The sequence below is a fragment of the Corallococcus macrosporus genome, from assembly GCF_017302985.1.
Lineage (GTDB): Bacteria > Myxococcota > Myxococcia > Myxococcales > Myxococcaceae > Corallococcus > Corallococcus macrosporus_A.
The window spans coordinates 2,620,480-2,636,945 of record NZ_JAFIMU010000007.1 but is presented as its reverse complement, the minus strand read 5'-3'; the positions used below and the strand labels follow the sequence as shown (position 1 = coordinate 2,636,945).

Here is a 16,466-nt window from a genome sequence, read left to right as displayed (position 1 = left end):
AAATCCCGGCTTCCCGCCGCCCACCCGGGAGTTCGCTTGAGCTGCAAGCAGAAAAGCAGCCGGCTGCCCCCCAGCAGCGATAAGTGTTCACTTACCAATGCGGTCGGACGCTCCAGGGTTTAACGAAAGTCGGAAGCTCCCTACCCTGCCCCGTCCGCCACCGCCCTGGTTCTCGTGATCCAATCGACCCCTGCCATCGACACGCTGCGGGCGCGGTACCTGGCCGCGCAGCTCTCCGGAAATCGTCAGGAGGCCCTGCGCCTGCTCGTGGATGACGGCCTGCTGTGCGGCATCCCCCTCCAGGAGCTGCACCTGGAGGTCATCCAGGCCGCGCAGTACGAAATCGGCCGGCTCTGGCAGGAGAACACCATCTCCGTGGCCCAGGAACACCTGGCCACCGCCATCTCCCAGTACGTCCTGGCCCACCTGTACCGCCACCTGCCCCGCGACCCGTCCAACGGCAAGATCGTGATGATGGCGTGCGTGGAGGGCGAGCTGCACGAGGTGGGCGCGCGCATGGCCAGCGACTTCCTGGAGATGGCCGGCTTCGACGTGCGCTTCCTCGGCGCCAACGTGCCCGCGGATCACCTGGCCCGCATGGTGCGCGAGACCCCGCCCAACCTCCTGGCCCTCTCCGTCACCATGCCCTTCCACATGCCGCAGGTCCGCGAGGCCGTGCGCAAGGTGCGCGAGGTGTCCCCGTCCCTGCCCATCGCCGTGGGCGGGCTCGCCTTCGACTGGGGTCCCGTTCTCGAAGAGGAGCTGGCCGTGACCTTCTTCGGCAAGAGCGTCCGCGAGCTGGTCTCCACCACCTGCCGCACGCTCGGGGTCTGACACCATGTCGAACGTGAGCCATCAGGTGGAAGCCCGGACCGCGTCCCTCGCTTCCAATTCTGTTCAAGCTTTGTACGAAGATCCGTTCTGGACCGCGCGCTACGGCATCCAGCGCGCCCGCCGCTTTGGCGACGAGGACGCCGTCTTCCACGTGCGCTACCTCGTCCAGGCGCTCGACGCGTCCCGCCCCGCCATCCTGGAGGACTACGCGCGCTGGCTGCGCACCCTGCTCGTCACGCGCGGCATGTGCTCGCTGCACCTGGATCAGCACTTCGAGGGGCTCCTGCGCGCCCTCCAGGCGGAGGGCTTCGGCCCGGACTCGCAGCCGTGCGTCTACGTCCAGGCCGCCCGTCAGGCGCTGCGCTACAAAGACGGTCCCGCCCACCGGCTGGAGGAGGACCTGGCCGTCATCACCAGCGCGGCCGTCCGGCGGCTGGAGGCCCCGCTGCCGCCCGGCAGCCGGCCCCGCCTGGAACAAGAGGTCCACCTCCAGTTGTCCTATCTCGCGGACGCACTCGCGATGGACCGCACGGACCTGTGGGACGCCCACCTCCAGTGGTACGCGGGCTTCTGGCCCCAGCGGGGGCTTTCGCCCCTGAACCTTCTCCAATGCCTGGACGCGCTAAAGGCCGTCCTGGGAAGCGCGCATCCGGAAGCGCGAACGTTGCTCGCACGAACGCCTGTTTCGTGGGAGGAGACACATTCATGATGCAAGAGGATGACCGCGCCTTCGGGATCTTCGAGTCCCTCAGCCGCGAGCTGGCGTTGGCCTGCGATGCGGAAGGCACGATCGTCTGGCGCGACGAACGGGCCACGCGCATCCTGGGCGTGAAGCCGGGCCAGTCGCTCAAGAGCCTGGCCAGCCCCGGCAGCGAGAGCAAGGTGGAGAAGCTGCTCGTGCAGGCGCGCGACGAGGCCGTGGACGGCTGGGAGCTCATCCTCCAGCGCGACCACAAGCCCGCCGCGTTCGCGTTCCGCGCCCGGCCGCACAACGGCGGCATCGCCCTGGTGGGCAGCCTGGTGCCGGAGGACTACGGCGCCGCGCTCACCCAGGTGAGCACCACGCTGGGCGAATTGTCCGCGCTCCACCGCGAGACGGAGCGCCAGCAGCACGAGCTCAAGCGCCGCGCGGAGGAGCTGACCCGCCTCAACCGCGAGCTGGAGGAGTCCAACCGCGGCGTGCGCAGCCTGCACGCGGCCCTGGACGAGAAGGCGGAGAGCCTCCAGCGCGCCTCGGAGATCAAGAGCCGCGTGGTGGCCAACGTGAGCCACGAGTTCCGCACGCCGCTGCACTCCATCCTTGGGCTGTCCAAGGTGCTGCTCAACCCGCTCAACGGCACCCTCGCGCCGGAGCAGGAGAAGCAGGTCCAGTTCATCCGCGGCTCGGCGGAGGCCCTCTTCGAGCTGGTCAACGACCTCTTGGACCTGTCCAAGGTGGAGTCCGGCAAGACGACGCTGCGCCACAGCCGCTTCGTCGTGTCCGACCTCCTGAGCGCGCTGCGCGGCATGACCCGGCCCCTGTTGCCGCCGGACTCGTCGGTGGCGCTCAACTTCGAGGACTCGCCGGAGCCGCTGGAGCTGGAGACGGACGAGTCCAAGCTCAGCCAGGTGGTGCGCAACCTGGTCTCCAACGCGCTCAAGTTCACGGAGTCCGGCTCCGTGACGGTGTCCGCCGCGCCGGGCCCGCGCGACACGGTGGTGTTCACCGTGAAGGACACGGGCATCGGCATCGCGCCGGAGAACCACGAGCGCGTCTTCGAGGAGTTCATCCAGGTGGACAGCCACCTGCAGCGGCGCGTGAAGGGCACCGGCCTGGGCCTGCCGCTGGCGCGCAAGCTGACGGAGCTCTTGGGCGGCACGCTCACCGTGCAGAGCAAGCTGGGAGAAGGCGCCACGTTCGTCATCACCCTGCCGCGCGTCCACCCGGAAGTGTCGGAGATGACGGGGCTCACCCAGCGCAGCGAGAAGCTGGATCCGGGCCGCGCGCCGGTGCTGGTGCTGGAGGACGACCGCCAGACGCTGTTCCTCTACGAGAAGTACCTGGCGCGCTCCGGCTTCCAGGTGCTGCCCGTGCGCACCGTGGACGACGCGCGCAAGGTGATGCAGCGCGTGCGCCCCGCCGCCATGGTGCTGGACGTGATGCTGGAGGGCGAGACGAGCTGGAGCTTCCTCGCGGAGATGAAGAACGGCGAGCAGACGCGCGACATCCCCATCCTCGTCGTCACCGTGACGGACCGCGAGCAGAAGGCGCGCGCCCTGGGCGCGGACGAGTTCTGGCTCAAGCCCGTGGACGAGGTGCGCCTGCAGAAGAAGCTGGCCGCCATGGCGCGCACCGGGCCGGTGGAGCGGCTGCTCATCATCGACGACGACGACGTGCACCGCTACCTGCTCAAGCAGCTGCTCAAGGACACGCCCTTCCAGCTCCTGGAGGCATCCAACGGCCGCGAGGGCGTGCGCATCGCGCGGGAGAACGCCCCGCACCTCATCTTCCTGGACTTCGTGCTGCCGGACATCACCGCCTTCGACGTGCTGGACGAGCTGAAGGCGGATCCGCGCACGCGCGACATCCCCATCATCCTGCACACGTCCCACCAGCTGCAGGAGTCGGAGCGCCAGCGGCTGGCGCGTGAGACGTCCGCCATCCTGGCCAAGCACACGCTCAGCCGGGAGGTGGCCATCACCCGCATTCGCGACGCACTGTCCAAGGCAGGCCTTGGGGGTAACCGGGAGCTGCGTGAGGTGAACCCCCGTGGCTGAGCAATCGCGTCTGGCAACGGTCCTCAACGTCAACGACGACGAGGCCAACCGCTACCTGGTCAACCGCATCCTGGAGATGTCCGGCTACCACGTGCTGGAGGCGGCCACCGGCATGGCCGCCCTCCTCATGGCGGAGGAGCACCGCCCGGACGTCATCGTCCTGGACGTGAAGCTGCCGGACATCAGTGGCTATGAGGTCTGCGCGCGCCTGAGGGCCAACGCGGCCACGGCCGCCATCGCGGTGATGCACACGTCCGCGACGTTCGTCACGCCGGACAAGAAGGTGCAGGGCCTGGAGGGCGGCGCGGACGCGTACCTCACCCAGCCCTATGAGCCCTCGGAGCTCATCGCCACGGTGCGCTCGCTGTTGCGCCTGCGCCACGCGGAGCAGCAGGCCCGGCTGCGCACGGATCAGCTCATCGAGATGGACCGGCGCAAGGACGAGTTCCTGGCCATGCTGGCCCACGAGCTGCGCAACCCGCTGGCCGCCATCATGACGGCCATTGGCATCCTGGAGCGCAAGGCGCCCTCGGACACCAAGGAAGCGCGGATGCACGGCATCATCCAGCGCCAGACGCACCACCTGGCGCGGCTGGTGGACGACCTGCTGGACGTCAGCCGCATCACCCGGGGCAAGGTGGAGCTGCGCACGGAGCCGGTGAACCTGACGGAGAGCTTCCAGCAGCTGCTCTCCATCCTGCGCCCGCGCGTGGAGTCCCGGGGCCTGAAGCTGGAGGTCCACCTGCCGCGCACGCCGCTGTGGCTGGAGGGTGACGCCACGCGCCTGGAGCAGGTCTTCACCAACCTGGTGGACAACGCGGCCAAGTACACGGACCAGGGCACCGTCACCGTGGACCTCTTCCAGGAGGGCGTGGACGGCAGCGCGCAGGCGGTGCTGCGGGTGAGGGACACCGGCATCGGCATCCCGCCGGAGAAGCTGCCCGCCATGTTCGAACTGTTCGCCCAGGCGGACACGTCCCTGGAGCGCTCACGCGGGGGCCTGGGCATCGGCCTCACCCTGGTGCGCACGCTGGTGCGGATGCACGGCGGCAGCGTGGACGCCACCAGCGGGGGCCTGGGCCAGGGCAGCGAGTTCGTGGTGCGGCTGCCCCTGCTCCCCGAGGACCGCATCCCCCGGAAGCTGGGGGCCAACGTGCTGGACACGCGCAGGGCGCGGCGCATCCTCCTGGTGGAGGACAACTCGGACGCGCGCCAGTCCATGCGCGACCTCTTGGAGCTGTGGGGTCACCAGGTGGCGGTGGCGCAGGACGGCGTGCAGGGCGTGGCGCTGGCCCTGGAGCACGCGCCGGAGCTGGCGCTGGTGGACATTGGCCTGCCGGGGCTGGACGGCTACCAGGTGGCCCGGACGCTGCGCGCGCGCGTGGGGCAGAACCTGCGGCTGGTGGCGCTCAGCGGCTACGGCGACCCGGAGGCCTACCAGCAGGCCCTGAAGGCCGGGTTCGACGTGCACCTCACCAAGCCGGTGCGGCCCGCCGACCTGGATCGCGTCCTGTCGAACCTCTGAGGGAGGTCGCGCGCGGTCCGGGGTTCCCTGGAAGGGCGGGAGGGGAAGAGGGTCAACGCCGCTGGAGCGCGTTGGCCACCAGGCCCAGCAGCTTCACCTGGGCGGGGTCCAGCTGACGCACGCTGCGCAAGAGCCGGCGCACTTCCGGACGCTCCGGCGTGGGCGGAGGGGCTTCGCTGGCGCGAGACGGCGGCGCACCCTGCGCCGCGAGTCCCAGCAGCTCGTCCGCGGAGACGTGCAGCTCGTGGCACAGCTTCAGCAGGGTCTGGACGCTGGGGAGCATGCCGCCGCGCTCAAGGCGGCCGTACACTTCCGTGGCCACGTCGATTCGCTCGGCGACGTCGGCCTGCGTAAGCTCCATGCGGCCCCGGGCGACCCGTGCCGATGCGCCGATGGTGGTTGCGAGTTTCTTGTCCATGCCTTTGCTTGCCGACCCGAAACGTTTGGCCGACGGCATAGGACGTATAGAGGCAGACAGACAGAACTTGCCGGGTCAGCCTCCCATTGTTCACCCATAGGGTCGCTGCGCGGGAGGTGGACTTTCAGAGTCCGGGCAAGCCCGACACCCATGCCTCTTCTGAGACGGAGTGCCCTCTGGAAACGGCCTCCACGGCGTGCATCCCCGCATGTTTCCGGGCTTGTCGGGAGGTGACCCATGACGTTGGAGCCGCCGTTTCCTACGGTGTTCGAGCGTCCTGCCGCCACTGCCACCCTTCAGGGTTGGCTCATGTTTTCAGTCTTCATGCCCGGGGCCTACCGCGAGGCCACGGTGCTCAGCTCCACCGTGCCCAGGGCGCGTGCCAGCTCCGCGCGGGAGGTGGCCAGGTCGTACGTGGCCTGCACCTGCTGGGCGGCGGCGTTGGTGAAGGCCACCTGCGCGTCGCTGACCTCGATGATGTTGCCCACGCCCGCGCGGTAGCGCCCTTCGGCCAGCCGCAGCCGCTCGCGGGCGTTCACCTGGGCCTCGTCCGCGGCGGTGAGCGCCTCGCGCGTGGCCACCACGTTGAGCCGCGCCTGCTCCACCTGGAGCCGCACCTGCTGCCGGAGCGCGTCCTTCTGCGCCTGGAGGTCGCGCAGGTTGGCGTTGGCCTCGCGCGTCTGCGCGTTCACCAGCCCGCCCTGGAACAGCGCCCAGCTCATCTGGATGCCACCCTGCACGCTCAGCGTCGGGTCGTTGAACGGGTTCTCCCCCACGTCCGACGCGTTGCCCGTGAGGCTCAAGGAGGGCAGGTGGCCCGCCTTCGTCACCTTCACCTGCGACTCCTGCGCCAGGATCTGCCGCTCGCGCGCGGCGACGTCGGGACGGGCCTCCAGCGCTCGCTTCACCAGCGCGTCCAGCACCTCGTCTTCACCGGCGATGGCCGCCACCGTCACGTCCTGCACGGTGTAGTCGGTGGCCGACTCCACGCCCATGGTCTGGTTGAGCTGGGCCTTCGCCGTGGCATACGCGTTCTGCGCACGGATGAGCGCCACCTGCGCGTTGGCCTTCGCGGTGCGCTGCTGGAGCAGGTCGATCTCCGGCCTCGAGCCCACCTGCACGGACGCGTTCACCTGGTTGAGCCGCGCCTCCTCGCTCTGGAGCGTCTCCCGCGCCACGCCCAGCAGGGCCTTCTGCGTGAGGACGTTGAAGTACGCGGCACGCACGTCGCGCAGCGCGTCCTGGAGCACCTGCTGCTGCGAGTTCTCCTGCGCGCCCGCCGACTCCTTCGACGCGGCGTAGCGGCCCGTCGTCTTGCCGAAGTCGTAGAGGAGCTGGTTCCCGGACAGGCTCCCGCTGAAGCGCCGCGTGGTGTTGGACACCACGCCCGTGGTGCCGCCGCCCACCACCTGGATGACGTCCCGGTTGCTGGTGCCCAGCGTGTAGCTGGCGCTGGCGCTCACCTGCGGCAGGAAGCCGGAGAAGGCCTGACCCACCCGGGCCCGCGCCGCGTCGGTGTTCGCCTGCGCCGAGCGCAGCGTCGGCTGGTTCTGGCGCGCCGCGGTCTCCGCGTCCGCCAGCGTGATGACGCGCCCCTCGGAGGCAGCGGACGCGGACAGGGACTGCTGCACGGCGGGGGGCGTGGCCGGGGCCTGCGGAGAGGCCGCCTGGGCCCCCGCGACCACGGGCAGGACGCACAACGAAAGCGTCAACGGAAGCGCGCGCATCACTCGTACCTCAGTGCATCGATGGGATCCAACAGGCTCGCCTTGCGCGCCGGGTACAGCCCGAAGACGACCCCAACCAGGCCGCTGAACCCGATGGCCAGCAGCGCGACGTCAGGACGGACCAGCATGGGCCAGCCGAACTGCGCGGCCAGCAGCTTCGCCACGCCCAGGCCCACGGCCGCGCCGATGATGCCGCCCAGCACCGCCAGCGTCAGCGCCTCGATGAGGAACTGCGCCAGGATGTCGCGCGGCCGGGCGCCCACCGCCACGCGCACGCCAATCTCGCGCGTCCGCTCGGTGACGCTCACCAGCATGATGTTCATGATGCCGATACCGCCCACCACCAGCGACACCGCCGCGATGGCCGCGAGCAGCAGGCTCAGCGTCTCCGTGCTCTGCTGCTGACCGCTGGCCACCTCCGCCAGGTTGCGCACGTCGAAGTCGTTGGGGTCGTCCTCGCCCAGCCGGTGGCGCTCGCGCAGCAGGTTGGTCACGTCCGTCTGGGCCTTGGCCGTGAGGTCCGCGCTCGCCGCCTGCACGAACACGGCGCCGGTGATGTACGTGCCCAGGCTCTGCGCCTGCACCTGGCGGCGGAACGTGGTGGCCGGCACGAACACCGTGTTGTCGAAGTCCTGGCCCACGGGCGACTGGCCCTTGGGCGCCGTCACGCCCACCACTGTGAAGGGCGTCTTGTTGATGCGGATGACCTGCCCCACGGGGTTGAAGCCCTTGCCGTAGAGGTTGTCCACCACCGTCTGGCCCAGCACCGCCACCTTCGCGCCCGCCTCGTTGTCCGAGTCCGTGAAGCGCGCGCCCTGCGCCATGGTCCAGCTGCGCACGATGAAGTAGTCCGTCGTCGTGCCGATGATGCTGGTGTTCCAGTTCTGGTCCTCGCTGAACACCTGCGCGTTGGAGCGCATCTCCGGCGCCGCGCCGCGAACGGTCGACAGCTGCGTGCGCACGGCCTCCAGGTCGTCCCAGGTGATGGTGGGCTGGCTGCCGAAGCCGCCTCGCGCGCCACCGGAGCGGGACGAACCCGGCAGGATGATGAGCATGTTGGTGCCCATGGCGTCGAAGACCTTCTGCACGCTGGCCTTCGCGCCGTCGCCAATGGCCACCATGGCGATGACCGCGCCCACGCCGATGATGATGCCCAGCGCGGTGAGCACCGAGCGCGTCTTGGAACGCAGCAGCGCCCGCAGCGCCAGGACGACCGTCTCCAGGATGTTCATGTCCCCACCTCCTCGGCGGGCACCACCGCCGGGTGCGGCGTCTGGCGTCTGTCGTTCACGATGCGCCCGTCCTTCACCACCACGATGCGCTGGGTGTACTCGGCCACGTCCGGCTCGTGCGTCACCAGCACCAGCGTCAGGCCCTCCTTCTGCAACTGCTGGAACAGCGCCATCACCTCCACCGTGGTGCGCGAGTCCAGGTTGCCCGTGGGCTCGTCCGCGAGGATGACGCGAGGCCGCCCCACCAGCGCCCGCGCGATGGCCACGCGCTGCTGCTGACCGCCGGAGAGCTGCTTCGGGTGGTGGTCCAACCGCGCCCCCAGCCCCACGCGCTCCAGCGCTTCCTTCGCCCGCGCGCGCCGCTCCTTGGAGGGCACGCCCGCGTACAGCATGGGCAGCTCCACGTTCTCCAGCGCGGTGGTGCGCGCCAGCAGGTTGAAGCTCTGGAAGACGAAGCCCAGGGTGCGGTTGCGCACGCGGGCCAGGCCGTCGCGGTCCAGGCGGGCAACCTCGCGGCCGTTGAGCAGGTACTCGCCGGAGGTGGGCCGGTCCAGGCAGCCCAGGATGTTCATGAGCGTGGACTTGCCCGAACCGGAGGAGCCCATGATGGAGACGAACTCGCCCGGCTCCACCGTGAAGTCCACGCCGCGCAGGGCGCGCACCTCCACGTCGCCAGACTTGTACACCTTCGCCACGTTCTTCAGCTGGATGACGGGGGGTGCCCGCTTCGTTTCCGCGTCCATCGGTCTGCCTCTGTCCCTTCCCCTGCCCTCGGTGTCTGTGATTGGAACGGCCGCGCGCGCCTAGAACCCGCCGCGACGGCCGCCGCCCATGCCCCGGCCTCCCCCGCCACCGAGGGGGCTCGCGCCCGACGGAGCCGGCGAGGAGGGCGTCGCGCCCGCGGGCGAGTTCGCCGCGGTGATGACGCGATCACCCGCCTTCAGCTCGCCCTCCACCACCTCCGTGAAGGTGCCGTCCGTCATGCCGGTGCGCACGTTCACCGCGACGGGCTGGGGCTTCTGCTCCGGCTGGCGGCGCAGCACGTAGACGGTGCGCATGCCGGCGGGGGCGGGCTGGGCCGGAGTCGGCGCGTTCGGCGACGGCACGGGGCGGTAGCGCAGCGCAGTGTTGGGCACGGAGAGCGCCTGGTCCTTCTGCTGCGTGACGATGGTCACGTTCGCCGTCATGCCCGGCTTGAGCTTCAGGTCCGGGTTCGGCACGTCGATGACGGCGAGGTAGGTCACCACGTTCTGCACGGTGATGGCCTCGTTGCGGATCTGCCGGATGACGCCGTTGAAGGTCTCCCCCGGGAAGGCGTCCACGGTGAAGGTGGCCTTCATGCCGGGCTGCAGCTTGCCCACGTCCGCTTCCGCGATGCTGGTGTTGACCTGCATCTTGCGCAGGTCCTCCGCGATGGTGAAGAGCACGGGCGCCTGGAGCGACGCGGCCACCGTCTGGCCCACGTCCACGCTGCGCGAGATGACGATGCCGTCCGTGGGCGACACGATGGTCGTGTACTTGAGGTTCACCTCCGCCTCGTTGAGCGCGGCCTGCGCCTGGGCCACCGAGCCCTCCGCGGCCGTGACCTCCGCCTGTCCGTTGGCGGCGGCGGACTCGGCCGTCTCCAGCTCCGACTGGGAGATGAACTGCTGCGCGCGCAGCTCCTTCGAGCGCACGGCCTGCTTCTTCGCCACGTCCGCGTTGACGCGCGCCTTCTGGAGGTTCGCGCGCGCGGCGGTCATGTTCGCCTTCGCGCGGTCCAGCGCGGCCTGCACCAGCTGCGGGTCGATGCGGGCGATGACCTGCCCCTTCTTGACCTGCGAGTTGTAGTCGACCATCAGCTCCTGGATGCGTCCGGAGACCTGGCTGCCGACCTGCACCGTCACCAGCGCCGCCACGGTGCCGGTGGCCGTCACCTTGGCCATGAGCTTCCGCGCCTCGGCGGGGGTCGTGTCGTAGGTGACGGCGTCCGCGTCGCTTCCAGCGCGCATGCGCCAGAACACCCCCGCGCCCGCCACCACCAGGATCGCCAGGATCCAGGCCCAGCGCGGCACTCCGCGCTTGCGACCCTCGTCCTCTTCCAGCTCCACCGGCGCCAGGGCCGGCGCTTCCCGCGGCATCTCGCTCAAGGCCTTCATGCCCCTTATCTACGTTTTGAAATGTTTCGGCGAATCTCGTCTCTATTACGAAAGATGACCCACGGCGAGGCGACCGTCCGGTGTGTCCGTCGCCGCCCCCGCGGCGGGGAGCATGACGCGCGCGGTGGTGCCCTGGCCCGGCTGGCTCTCCAGCGTGAGGTGGCCGTGGTGCGCGTCCAGGATGCGGCGCACCAGCGCCAGCCCCAGCCCCACGCCGCCCGTGGTGCGGGCGCGGCTGCGGTCGGTGCGGAAGAAGGGCGTGCCCACGCGCGCCAGGTCCTCGGACTCGATGCCGATGCCCTGGTCCCGGACCTCCACCTGGACGCCGCCGCCCTCCGCCCGGGCGTGCAGCTTCACGGTGGTGCCGGCCTCTGAATATTTCCCCGCGTTGTCGAGCAGGTTGTCCAACACGCGCCGTAGCAGCACGGGGTCCGCCTCCAGCGCCGGCAGCGCGCCGTCCACCTGGACCTCCAGCCGGTGTTTCGGCCGGGCGGAGCGGAAGCGGGCGGCGGCCTTGTCCACCAGCGCGTTCGCGTCCACGCGCTCCAGCCGCAGCGGGGGTACGCCGCCGCTCGCGCCGTCCGTCACCAGCTCCAGACGGGACGTGGTGAGCACGTCGGACACCAGGCGCTCCAGCTCGGACAGGTCCTCGGTGATGTCGGGCAAGAGCTCGCGCGCGGTCTGCGCGTCGCCCTCCGCGGCCAGGTCCAGCGCCACGCGGATGCGGGACAGGGGCGTGCGCAACTCATGCGACACGTTGGCCAGCAGCTCCTTCTGCGAGCGCAGCAGTTGGGTGATGCGGCCGGCCATCTCGTCGAAGGCCTCGGACACCAGGCCCAGCTCGTCCTTGCGGCGCAGGCCCGCGCGCACGTCCAGCCTTCCCGCGCCGAACGCGCGCGCCGCGCTGGCCAGCTTCTCCAGCGGACCCGCGAGTGTGCGCGCGAAGGCGACGGAGGTGATGGCGGTACACGCCAGCACCAGCCCCACGATGATGGCCGTCTGCCGGTCGCCATCCGGAGGCGGCGGGGGCGGAGGCAGGGACACGGCGGCATAGACCTGGATGGGGCCCGGGAAGGGGCTCACCACCAGCAAGCGGCCGGGGCCTCCCCCCACCCCGGGAATGGGTCCGCGAGGCCCGCTGCGCGTGACGCGCGAGGTGACGGCGGAGAGTTCTTCCGGACTGAGCGCGGGCACGGGGTCCGGACGCGTGTTGCCGAGCAGCGTCCCGTCCGCGGCGCGCAGCGTGACCCGCATGCCCATGCGCTGCTGCGCACGGTCGAGCGACGCCTGGAGCGCGGCGGGGTCGTCGCGCCGGGTGGACCACTCGTCGAGGAAGTAGGACAGCTCGTCGTCGAAGCGGTTGCGCCAGGACTCGTTGCGCAACAGGTCGCGCGCGAGCATGAGCGACACGCCCACGAGGACGATTTGGATGACCCCCACCAGGTAGATGCGGGGGAGCAGGCCCATGGGGAGGCGGAAGAACCTCACGGCTCCGCCTCGGTCTCCGTGGCCAGCATGTAGCCGGCGCCGCGGACCGTCTTGAGCAGGCGCGGGTTGCGCGGATCCACCTCCAGCTTCTGGCGCAGGCGGAAGATGTGCACGTCCACCGAGCGGTCGAACACCTCGTCCGCGCTGCCCTTCACCAGGTCCAGCAGCTGCTCGCGGCTGAGGACGCGACCGGCGCGCTCGGCGAGGACGCGCAGCAGGCTGAACTCATACGTCGTGAGCGACAGCGGCTTGCCGTCCAGGGACGCGCTCAGGCTGCGAGGGTCCAGCACCAGGCGGCCCGCGTGCACGGGGTGGCTGGTGGGGCCCACCTTGCCGCGCGCGCGGCGCACCTGGGCGCGGATGCGGGCCAGCAGCTCGCGGGACGAGTACGGCTTGGGCAGGTAGTCATCCGCGCCGGACTCCAGGCCCAGGACGCGGTCGGCCTCCTCGCCGCGCGCGGTGAGCATGATGATGGGCACGTCCGTGCGGGTGCGCAGCTCTCGGCAGACCTCCAGGCCGTCGCGGCCGGGGAGCATGAGGTCCAGGAGGATGACGTCGTAGGTGTGGCGGGACGTCTGCTGGAGCGCGTCGGTGCCGGACGCGGACACGGTCACGATGATGCCGTGCTCCTGGAGGTAGCGGGCGGTGAGCCGCGCCAGGCGTTCATCGTCCTCGACGAGGAGCACCTGGATGGTGGCTTCCTCGGAGGTCGTGGGGCGTGGGGTGTTCTCCATGGGTCGGTTCTCCGCGAGGGGGGCGGATCTGCAACCTCTCACCCCTACATTTCCAGGGGGCTACGGGCCCATGACGAAATATTACGAACGAGGGTCCGGCGGCACATCCCAGGGGTGTTCAGGGGGACGGGCGCAACGGAACTGAAATTCAGCCCTCGCCGTGCATCCGGGCGAGCCCCCGCCGGTCCACCTTGCCAGCCGGGGTGCGCGGCAGGGCGTCCAGCAGCCGCAGCGTGCGGGGCAGCTTGTACCGGGCAAGGCGTCCCGAACAGAAGGCCACCAGCGCCTCCAGGGTCGGCTCGGTGCCTGGGCGAGGGACGATGAGGGCCCGAGGGACCTCGCCCCACTTCGGGTCGGGGACGCCGATGACGGCGACCTCGGCGACGTCGGGGTGGCCGGCGAGGACACTCTCCACCTCGGAGGGGTGGATGTTCTCACCGCCAGAGATGATCAGGTCCTTGGCGCGGCCCTCGATGCGGAAAAACCCCCGAGCGTCGCGGGAGGCCAGGTCCCCGGTGCGCAGCCAGCCATCCACGAAGGTGCGAGCGGTCTCCTCCGGGCGGCACCAGTAACCGGCGCACAGGTGGGGGCCGCGCAGCAGCAGCTCGCCCACGTCGCCGGGGCGCTGTTCACCGTCGATGCGCGCCTCGACCTGGAACAGGGGCACGCCGACGAAGCCCGCGTGCGAGCGCATGACGGCGTCCGGGAGGAAGAAGTTGTTGGGGCCACCCTCGGTGAGGCCGTAGCCGGTGCGGAACGGGATGCCGCGAGCGAAGAAGCGCTCGAAGACGGGGGCGGGACAGGGAGCGCCGCCGCTGATGAGCAGCTTGAGGCGGGAGAAGTCCACGTCGTCGAAGCGCGGATGCCGCTGCATCTCGATGAACATGGTGGGCACGCCGAACACGAGGTTCACGGCGCCCGAGTCGATGAGGTCGAAGGTCTGCGCCACGTCGAACGCGCGGCACACGACGGAGGCACCGCCCACGTACACCAGGGGCAGCGCGAACACGTTGAGTCCGCCGGTGTGGAACAGGGGCGCGTTGACGAGCGCGACGTCGTCCCGGGTGAGGCCCCAGCTGACGACGGTGTTCACGGCATTGGCCGTGAGCGAGCCATGCGTGAGCACGGCGGACTTCGGAAGCCCGGTGCTCCCGCCGGTGGAGCAGAGCACCCAGGGCGCGTCCGCCTCCAGTTCGACGGACGGCAAAGCGCCGGTCAGGGTCTCGCGGGAGCAGAAGAGCGGATCCGTCAGGCAGACCCAGTGCGCCGGGAGCCGGGAGCGCAGGGCCTCCACCTGAGCGCGGAACTCCGGTCCGAAGAGGACGACAGAAGGAGCTACATCGGAGAGCAGGCCGTGGAGTTCTTCAATGCCCAGGCGCCAGTTGAGCGGCTGGAGCACGGCGCCCAGCTTGGCGCACGCGAACACGAGGTCCAGCGTCTCCACGCCATTGAAGGCCAGGACGGAGACGCGGTCGCCCACGCCCACGCCCAGGCCGCGAAGCAAGAGCGCGGTCCGGTGGGCGGAGTCATTCCACTCCGCCCACGAGATGCGCCGCCCACCCCGAAGCGAATCAACGAGCGCCAAGCGCTCCGGGGCGAGCGAAGCCCGCCGGGCCAGCCAGTCGTGGACGATGGGCATGCGGCTCCAGGCTAGACCACGATGCACGTCCTGCATCGGGTTCTGGCTACTCAATCTGGTACCAGATCTACCCCTCCCACGATGCTACTGGCACGATGCAGTGCCTGCCGCACTGTTGGAGACCGTCAGATGCCTTCCGCCGAGAGTCCCGGGCCGTCCTCTGCCACTCCACCTGGGCGCCGGGCTCCCCTGCTTTCGCGTGTGACCCTGCGTGACTTCCGCAGCATCGAGGCTTGCGACGTCGCCCTGGGACCGCTGACGTTCCTCGTGGGCCCGAATGGCTCCGGCAAGAGCAACTTCCTGGATGCGCTGCGGCTCATCACGGATGCCCTGCAGACCTCGCTGGACCAAGCGGTCCGCAGTCGGGGAGGAGCCTTCAACCTCGTGCGACGCGCGCCAGGCGGGTCTGGCCAGTTCAGCATTCGCCTCGACTTCCGGCTACCCGACAATTCAAGCGGCCACTTTGCCGTCAGCATCGCTCGTCACGGCTTCGGGACCTACGTAGTGCAGGAAGAAGAATGCGTTGTAGGCGCGGCGAAGTACTACGTCCGCGCAGGCACCCTCCTCATCAAGCCCTCGCCCGTTTCGCCGCCCGCTTCGAATGACCGCCTCTACTTGGTCAACGCGTCAGGCCTCCCGGAGTTCCGCCCCATCTTCGACGCACTCTCGAACCTGGGGATCTACAACATCAATCCAGAACAACTCCGAATGCTCCAGGTGCCTGACAAGGGAGACCTCCTTGCCCGTGACGGGTCCAATCTGCCCAGCGTTCTGGAGCATTTGGGGAGCAAGGCTGGAGACACCACGAAGCGGCGCATTGAGGAGTATCTCGGTGCCATCGTGCCGGGGCTGGCTGGCGTGGAACCCACCCACGCCGGTCACCTGGAGACGCTGAAGTTCCTGCAACAAATCGGGGGCACAGAAGGGCACCGGGAGTTTCTGGCCATCAGCATGTCCGACGGCACACTCCGAGCACTCGGCATCCTGGTCGCGCTGTTCCAGACGCGGGTCGAACCACGGATCCAACTCGTGGGCATCGAGGAGCCCGAGGCCGCGCTCCATCCGGCAGCCGCAGGCGTCCTGCGTGATGCACTCCGGGATGCATCCCAGTACGCCCAGGTCATCGTCACCAGCCACAGTCCGGAGTTGCTCGATGACCCAAGCATCCAGGGCGACGAAATCCTCTCAGTGGTCGCAGAAGAGGGCCGCAGCCTCATCGCGCCAGTCGACGCGGAGACCCGGTTGGCACTCCGGGACCGCCTGTACACGGCAGGCGAGCTGCTGAAGGCCAACCAACTGTCTCCTGACAGGGAGGCAATTCCTCGAACGGATCAGCTCAAGCTCTGGGAGCACGACGCCGGATGAAGCTGGGACTCATCGTCGAGGGACACGGCGAGGTTTTCGCAGTGCCGATTCTCGTCAGGCGCCTGACGCAGTGGTTGGCGCCTTCGGTCCACCCGGAAGTCCTCCTCCCGCACCGCATCCCACGAGGCCAGCTCGTCAAGGAAGACGAACTGCGCCGGGCCATCGAGCTGACGGCCCGGAAGGTAGGCGACGATGGCCGCATCCTCGTCCTGCTGGATGCCGACAAGGACCTGCCCTGTGCACTCGGGCCACGGCTCCTGACCTGGGCAAGAGCGCAGCGAGCCAACCGGACCATCTCCGTGGTCGTCGCACAGTGTGAATACGAAGCGTGGTTTCTCACAGCCGCGGAATCCCTGCGCGGCCAGCGCGGGCTCCCCGCCAGCCTGAGTGCTCCACCCCAGCCTGAGAGCATCCGCGATGCGAAGGGCTGGCTCGGCAAGCACATGCCCAGCGGCTACAGCGAAACCATCGACCAGCCCGCCCTGACCAGCGCCTTCGACCTCGAAGCCGCCCGCCGCGCGGACTCCTTCGACAAGCTCGTCCGGGACATGGGCACCCTGCTCGGCGTTCCCGCCCCGCCGCGCCCCTGACCCGTGACGAAGCACGGGC

14 protein-coding genes are annotated in these 16,466 nt (G+C 69.7%); 6 read left to right on the top strand and 8 right to left on the bottom strand.

Annotated elements, in window-relative coordinates:
- The first annotated feature begins 174 nt into the window (after positions 1-174).
- The 4 genes from JYK02_RS23290 (at position 175) to JYK02_RS23275 (ending at position 5,116) form a co-directional block, all read left to right on the top strand.
- On the top strand, positions 175-834 hold the full coding sequence (locus JYK02_RS23290; protein WP_207054123.1) for a cobalamin-dependent protein: 660 nt from the start codon (positions 175-177) through the stop codon (positions 832-834).
- Positions 835-904: 70 nt separating this feature from the next.
- Complete coding sequence (locus JYK02_RS23285) at positions 905-1,543, top strand: hypothetical protein (protein ID WP_242588857.1); 639 nt, start codon at positions 905-907, stop codon at positions 1,541-1,543.
- Positions 1,540-3,591, top strand: a complete 2,052-nt coding sequence (locus JYK02_RS23280) for a hybrid sensor histidine kinase/response regulator (RefSeq protein ID WP_207054121.1) — start codon at positions 1,540-1,542, stop codon at positions 3,589-3,591. Before JYK02_RS23285 ends, JYK02_RS23280 begins: the two co-directional genes overlap by 4 nt.
- The gene (locus JYK02_RS23275) at positions 3,584-5,116 is read left to right on the top strand and encodes a response regulator (RefSeq protein ID WP_207054120.1); all 1,533 of its coding nucleotides are present in this window, start codon (positions 3,584-3,586) and stop codon (positions 5,114-5,116) included. The genes JYK02_RS23280 and JYK02_RS23275 overlap by 8 nt, the downstream gene beginning before the upstream one ends.
- Before the next feature lie 52 nt (positions 5,117-5,168).
- On the opposite strand, the gene JYK02_RS23270 is transcribed toward JYK02_RS23275, so the two are convergent.
- The 8 genes from JYK02_RS23270 to JYK02_RS23235 all read right to left on the bottom strand — a co-directional run bounded on the left by JYK02_RS23270 (position 5,169) and on the right by JYK02_RS23235 (position 14,492).
- The gene (locus JYK02_RS23270) at positions 5,169-5,534 is read right to left on the bottom strand and encodes a helix-turn-helix transcriptional regulator (protein ID WP_120529550.1); all 366 of its coding nucleotides are present in this window, start codon (positions 5,532-5,534) and stop codon (positions 5,169-5,171) included.
- Positions 5,535-5,869: 335 nt separating this feature from the next.
- Positions 5,870-7,261: a TolC family protein gene (locus tag JYK02_RS23265; protein ID WP_207054119.1), complete on the bottom strand. Its 1,392-nt coding sequence runs from the start codon at positions 7,259-7,261 to the stop codon at positions 5,870-5,872.
- Positions 7,261-8,493, bottom strand: coding sequence for an ABC transporter permease (locus JYK02_RS23260; protein ID WP_207054118.1), 1,233 nt, complete (start codon positions 8,491-8,493; stop codon positions 7,261-7,263). Before JYK02_RS23260 ends, JYK02_RS23265 begins: the two co-directional genes overlap by 1 nt.
- Positions 8,490-9,236: an ABC transporter ATP-binding protein gene (locus JYK02_RS23255; RefSeq protein ID WP_207054117.1), complete on the bottom strand. Its 747-nt coding sequence runs from the start codon at positions 9,234-9,236 to the stop codon at positions 8,490-8,492. The genes JYK02_RS23260 and JYK02_RS23255 overlap by 4 nt, the downstream gene beginning before the upstream one ends.
- Positions 9,237-9,296: 60 nt before the next feature.
- Positions 9,297-10,631, bottom strand: coding sequence for an efflux RND transporter periplasmic adaptor subunit (locus JYK02_RS23250; RefSeq protein WP_207054116.1), 1,335 nt, complete (start codon positions 10,629-10,631; stop codon positions 9,297-9,299).
- Positions 10,632-10,676: 45 nt separating this feature from the next.
- The gene (locus JYK02_RS23245; RefSeq protein ID WP_207054114.1) at positions 10,677-12,119 is read right to left on the bottom strand and encodes an ATP-binding protein; all 1,443 of its coding nucleotides are present in this window, start codon (positions 12,117-12,119) and stop codon (positions 10,677-10,679) included.
- Positions 12,116-12,853 carry a response regulator transcription factor gene (locus JYK02_RS23240; RefSeq protein ID WP_207054112.1) on the bottom strand — a complete coding sequence of 246 codons (738 nt, stop codon included), beginning with the start codon at positions 12,851-12,853 and terminating at the stop codon, positions 12,116-12,118. The genes JYK02_RS23245 and JYK02_RS23240 overlap by 4 nt, the downstream gene beginning before the upstream one ends.
- 148 nt (positions 12,854-13,001) lie before the next feature.
- Positions 13,002-14,492: an acyl-CoA synthetase gene (locus tag JYK02_RS23235; protein WP_207054110.1), complete on the bottom strand. Its 1,491-nt coding sequence runs from the start codon at positions 14,490-14,492 to the stop codon at positions 13,002-13,004.
- 201 nt (positions 14,493-14,693) lie between these two features.
- Here JYK02_RS23235 and JYK02_RS23230 point away from each other — a divergent pair, with 201 nt between their 5' ends.
- Positions 14,694-15,857 carry an AAA family ATPase gene (locus tag JYK02_RS23230; protein WP_207054108.1) on the top strand — a complete coding sequence of 388 codons (1,164 nt, stop codon included), beginning with the start codon at positions 14,694-14,696 and terminating at the stop codon, positions 15,855-15,857.
- Positions 15,854-16,447: a DUF4276 family protein gene (locus tag JYK02_RS23225; RefSeq protein WP_207054106.1), complete on the top strand. Its 594-nt coding sequence runs from the start codon at positions 15,854-15,856 to the stop codon at positions 16,445-16,447. The genes JYK02_RS23230 and JYK02_RS23225 overlap by 4 nt, the downstream gene beginning before the upstream one ends.
- Positions 16,448-16,466 lie beyond the last annotated feature (19 nt).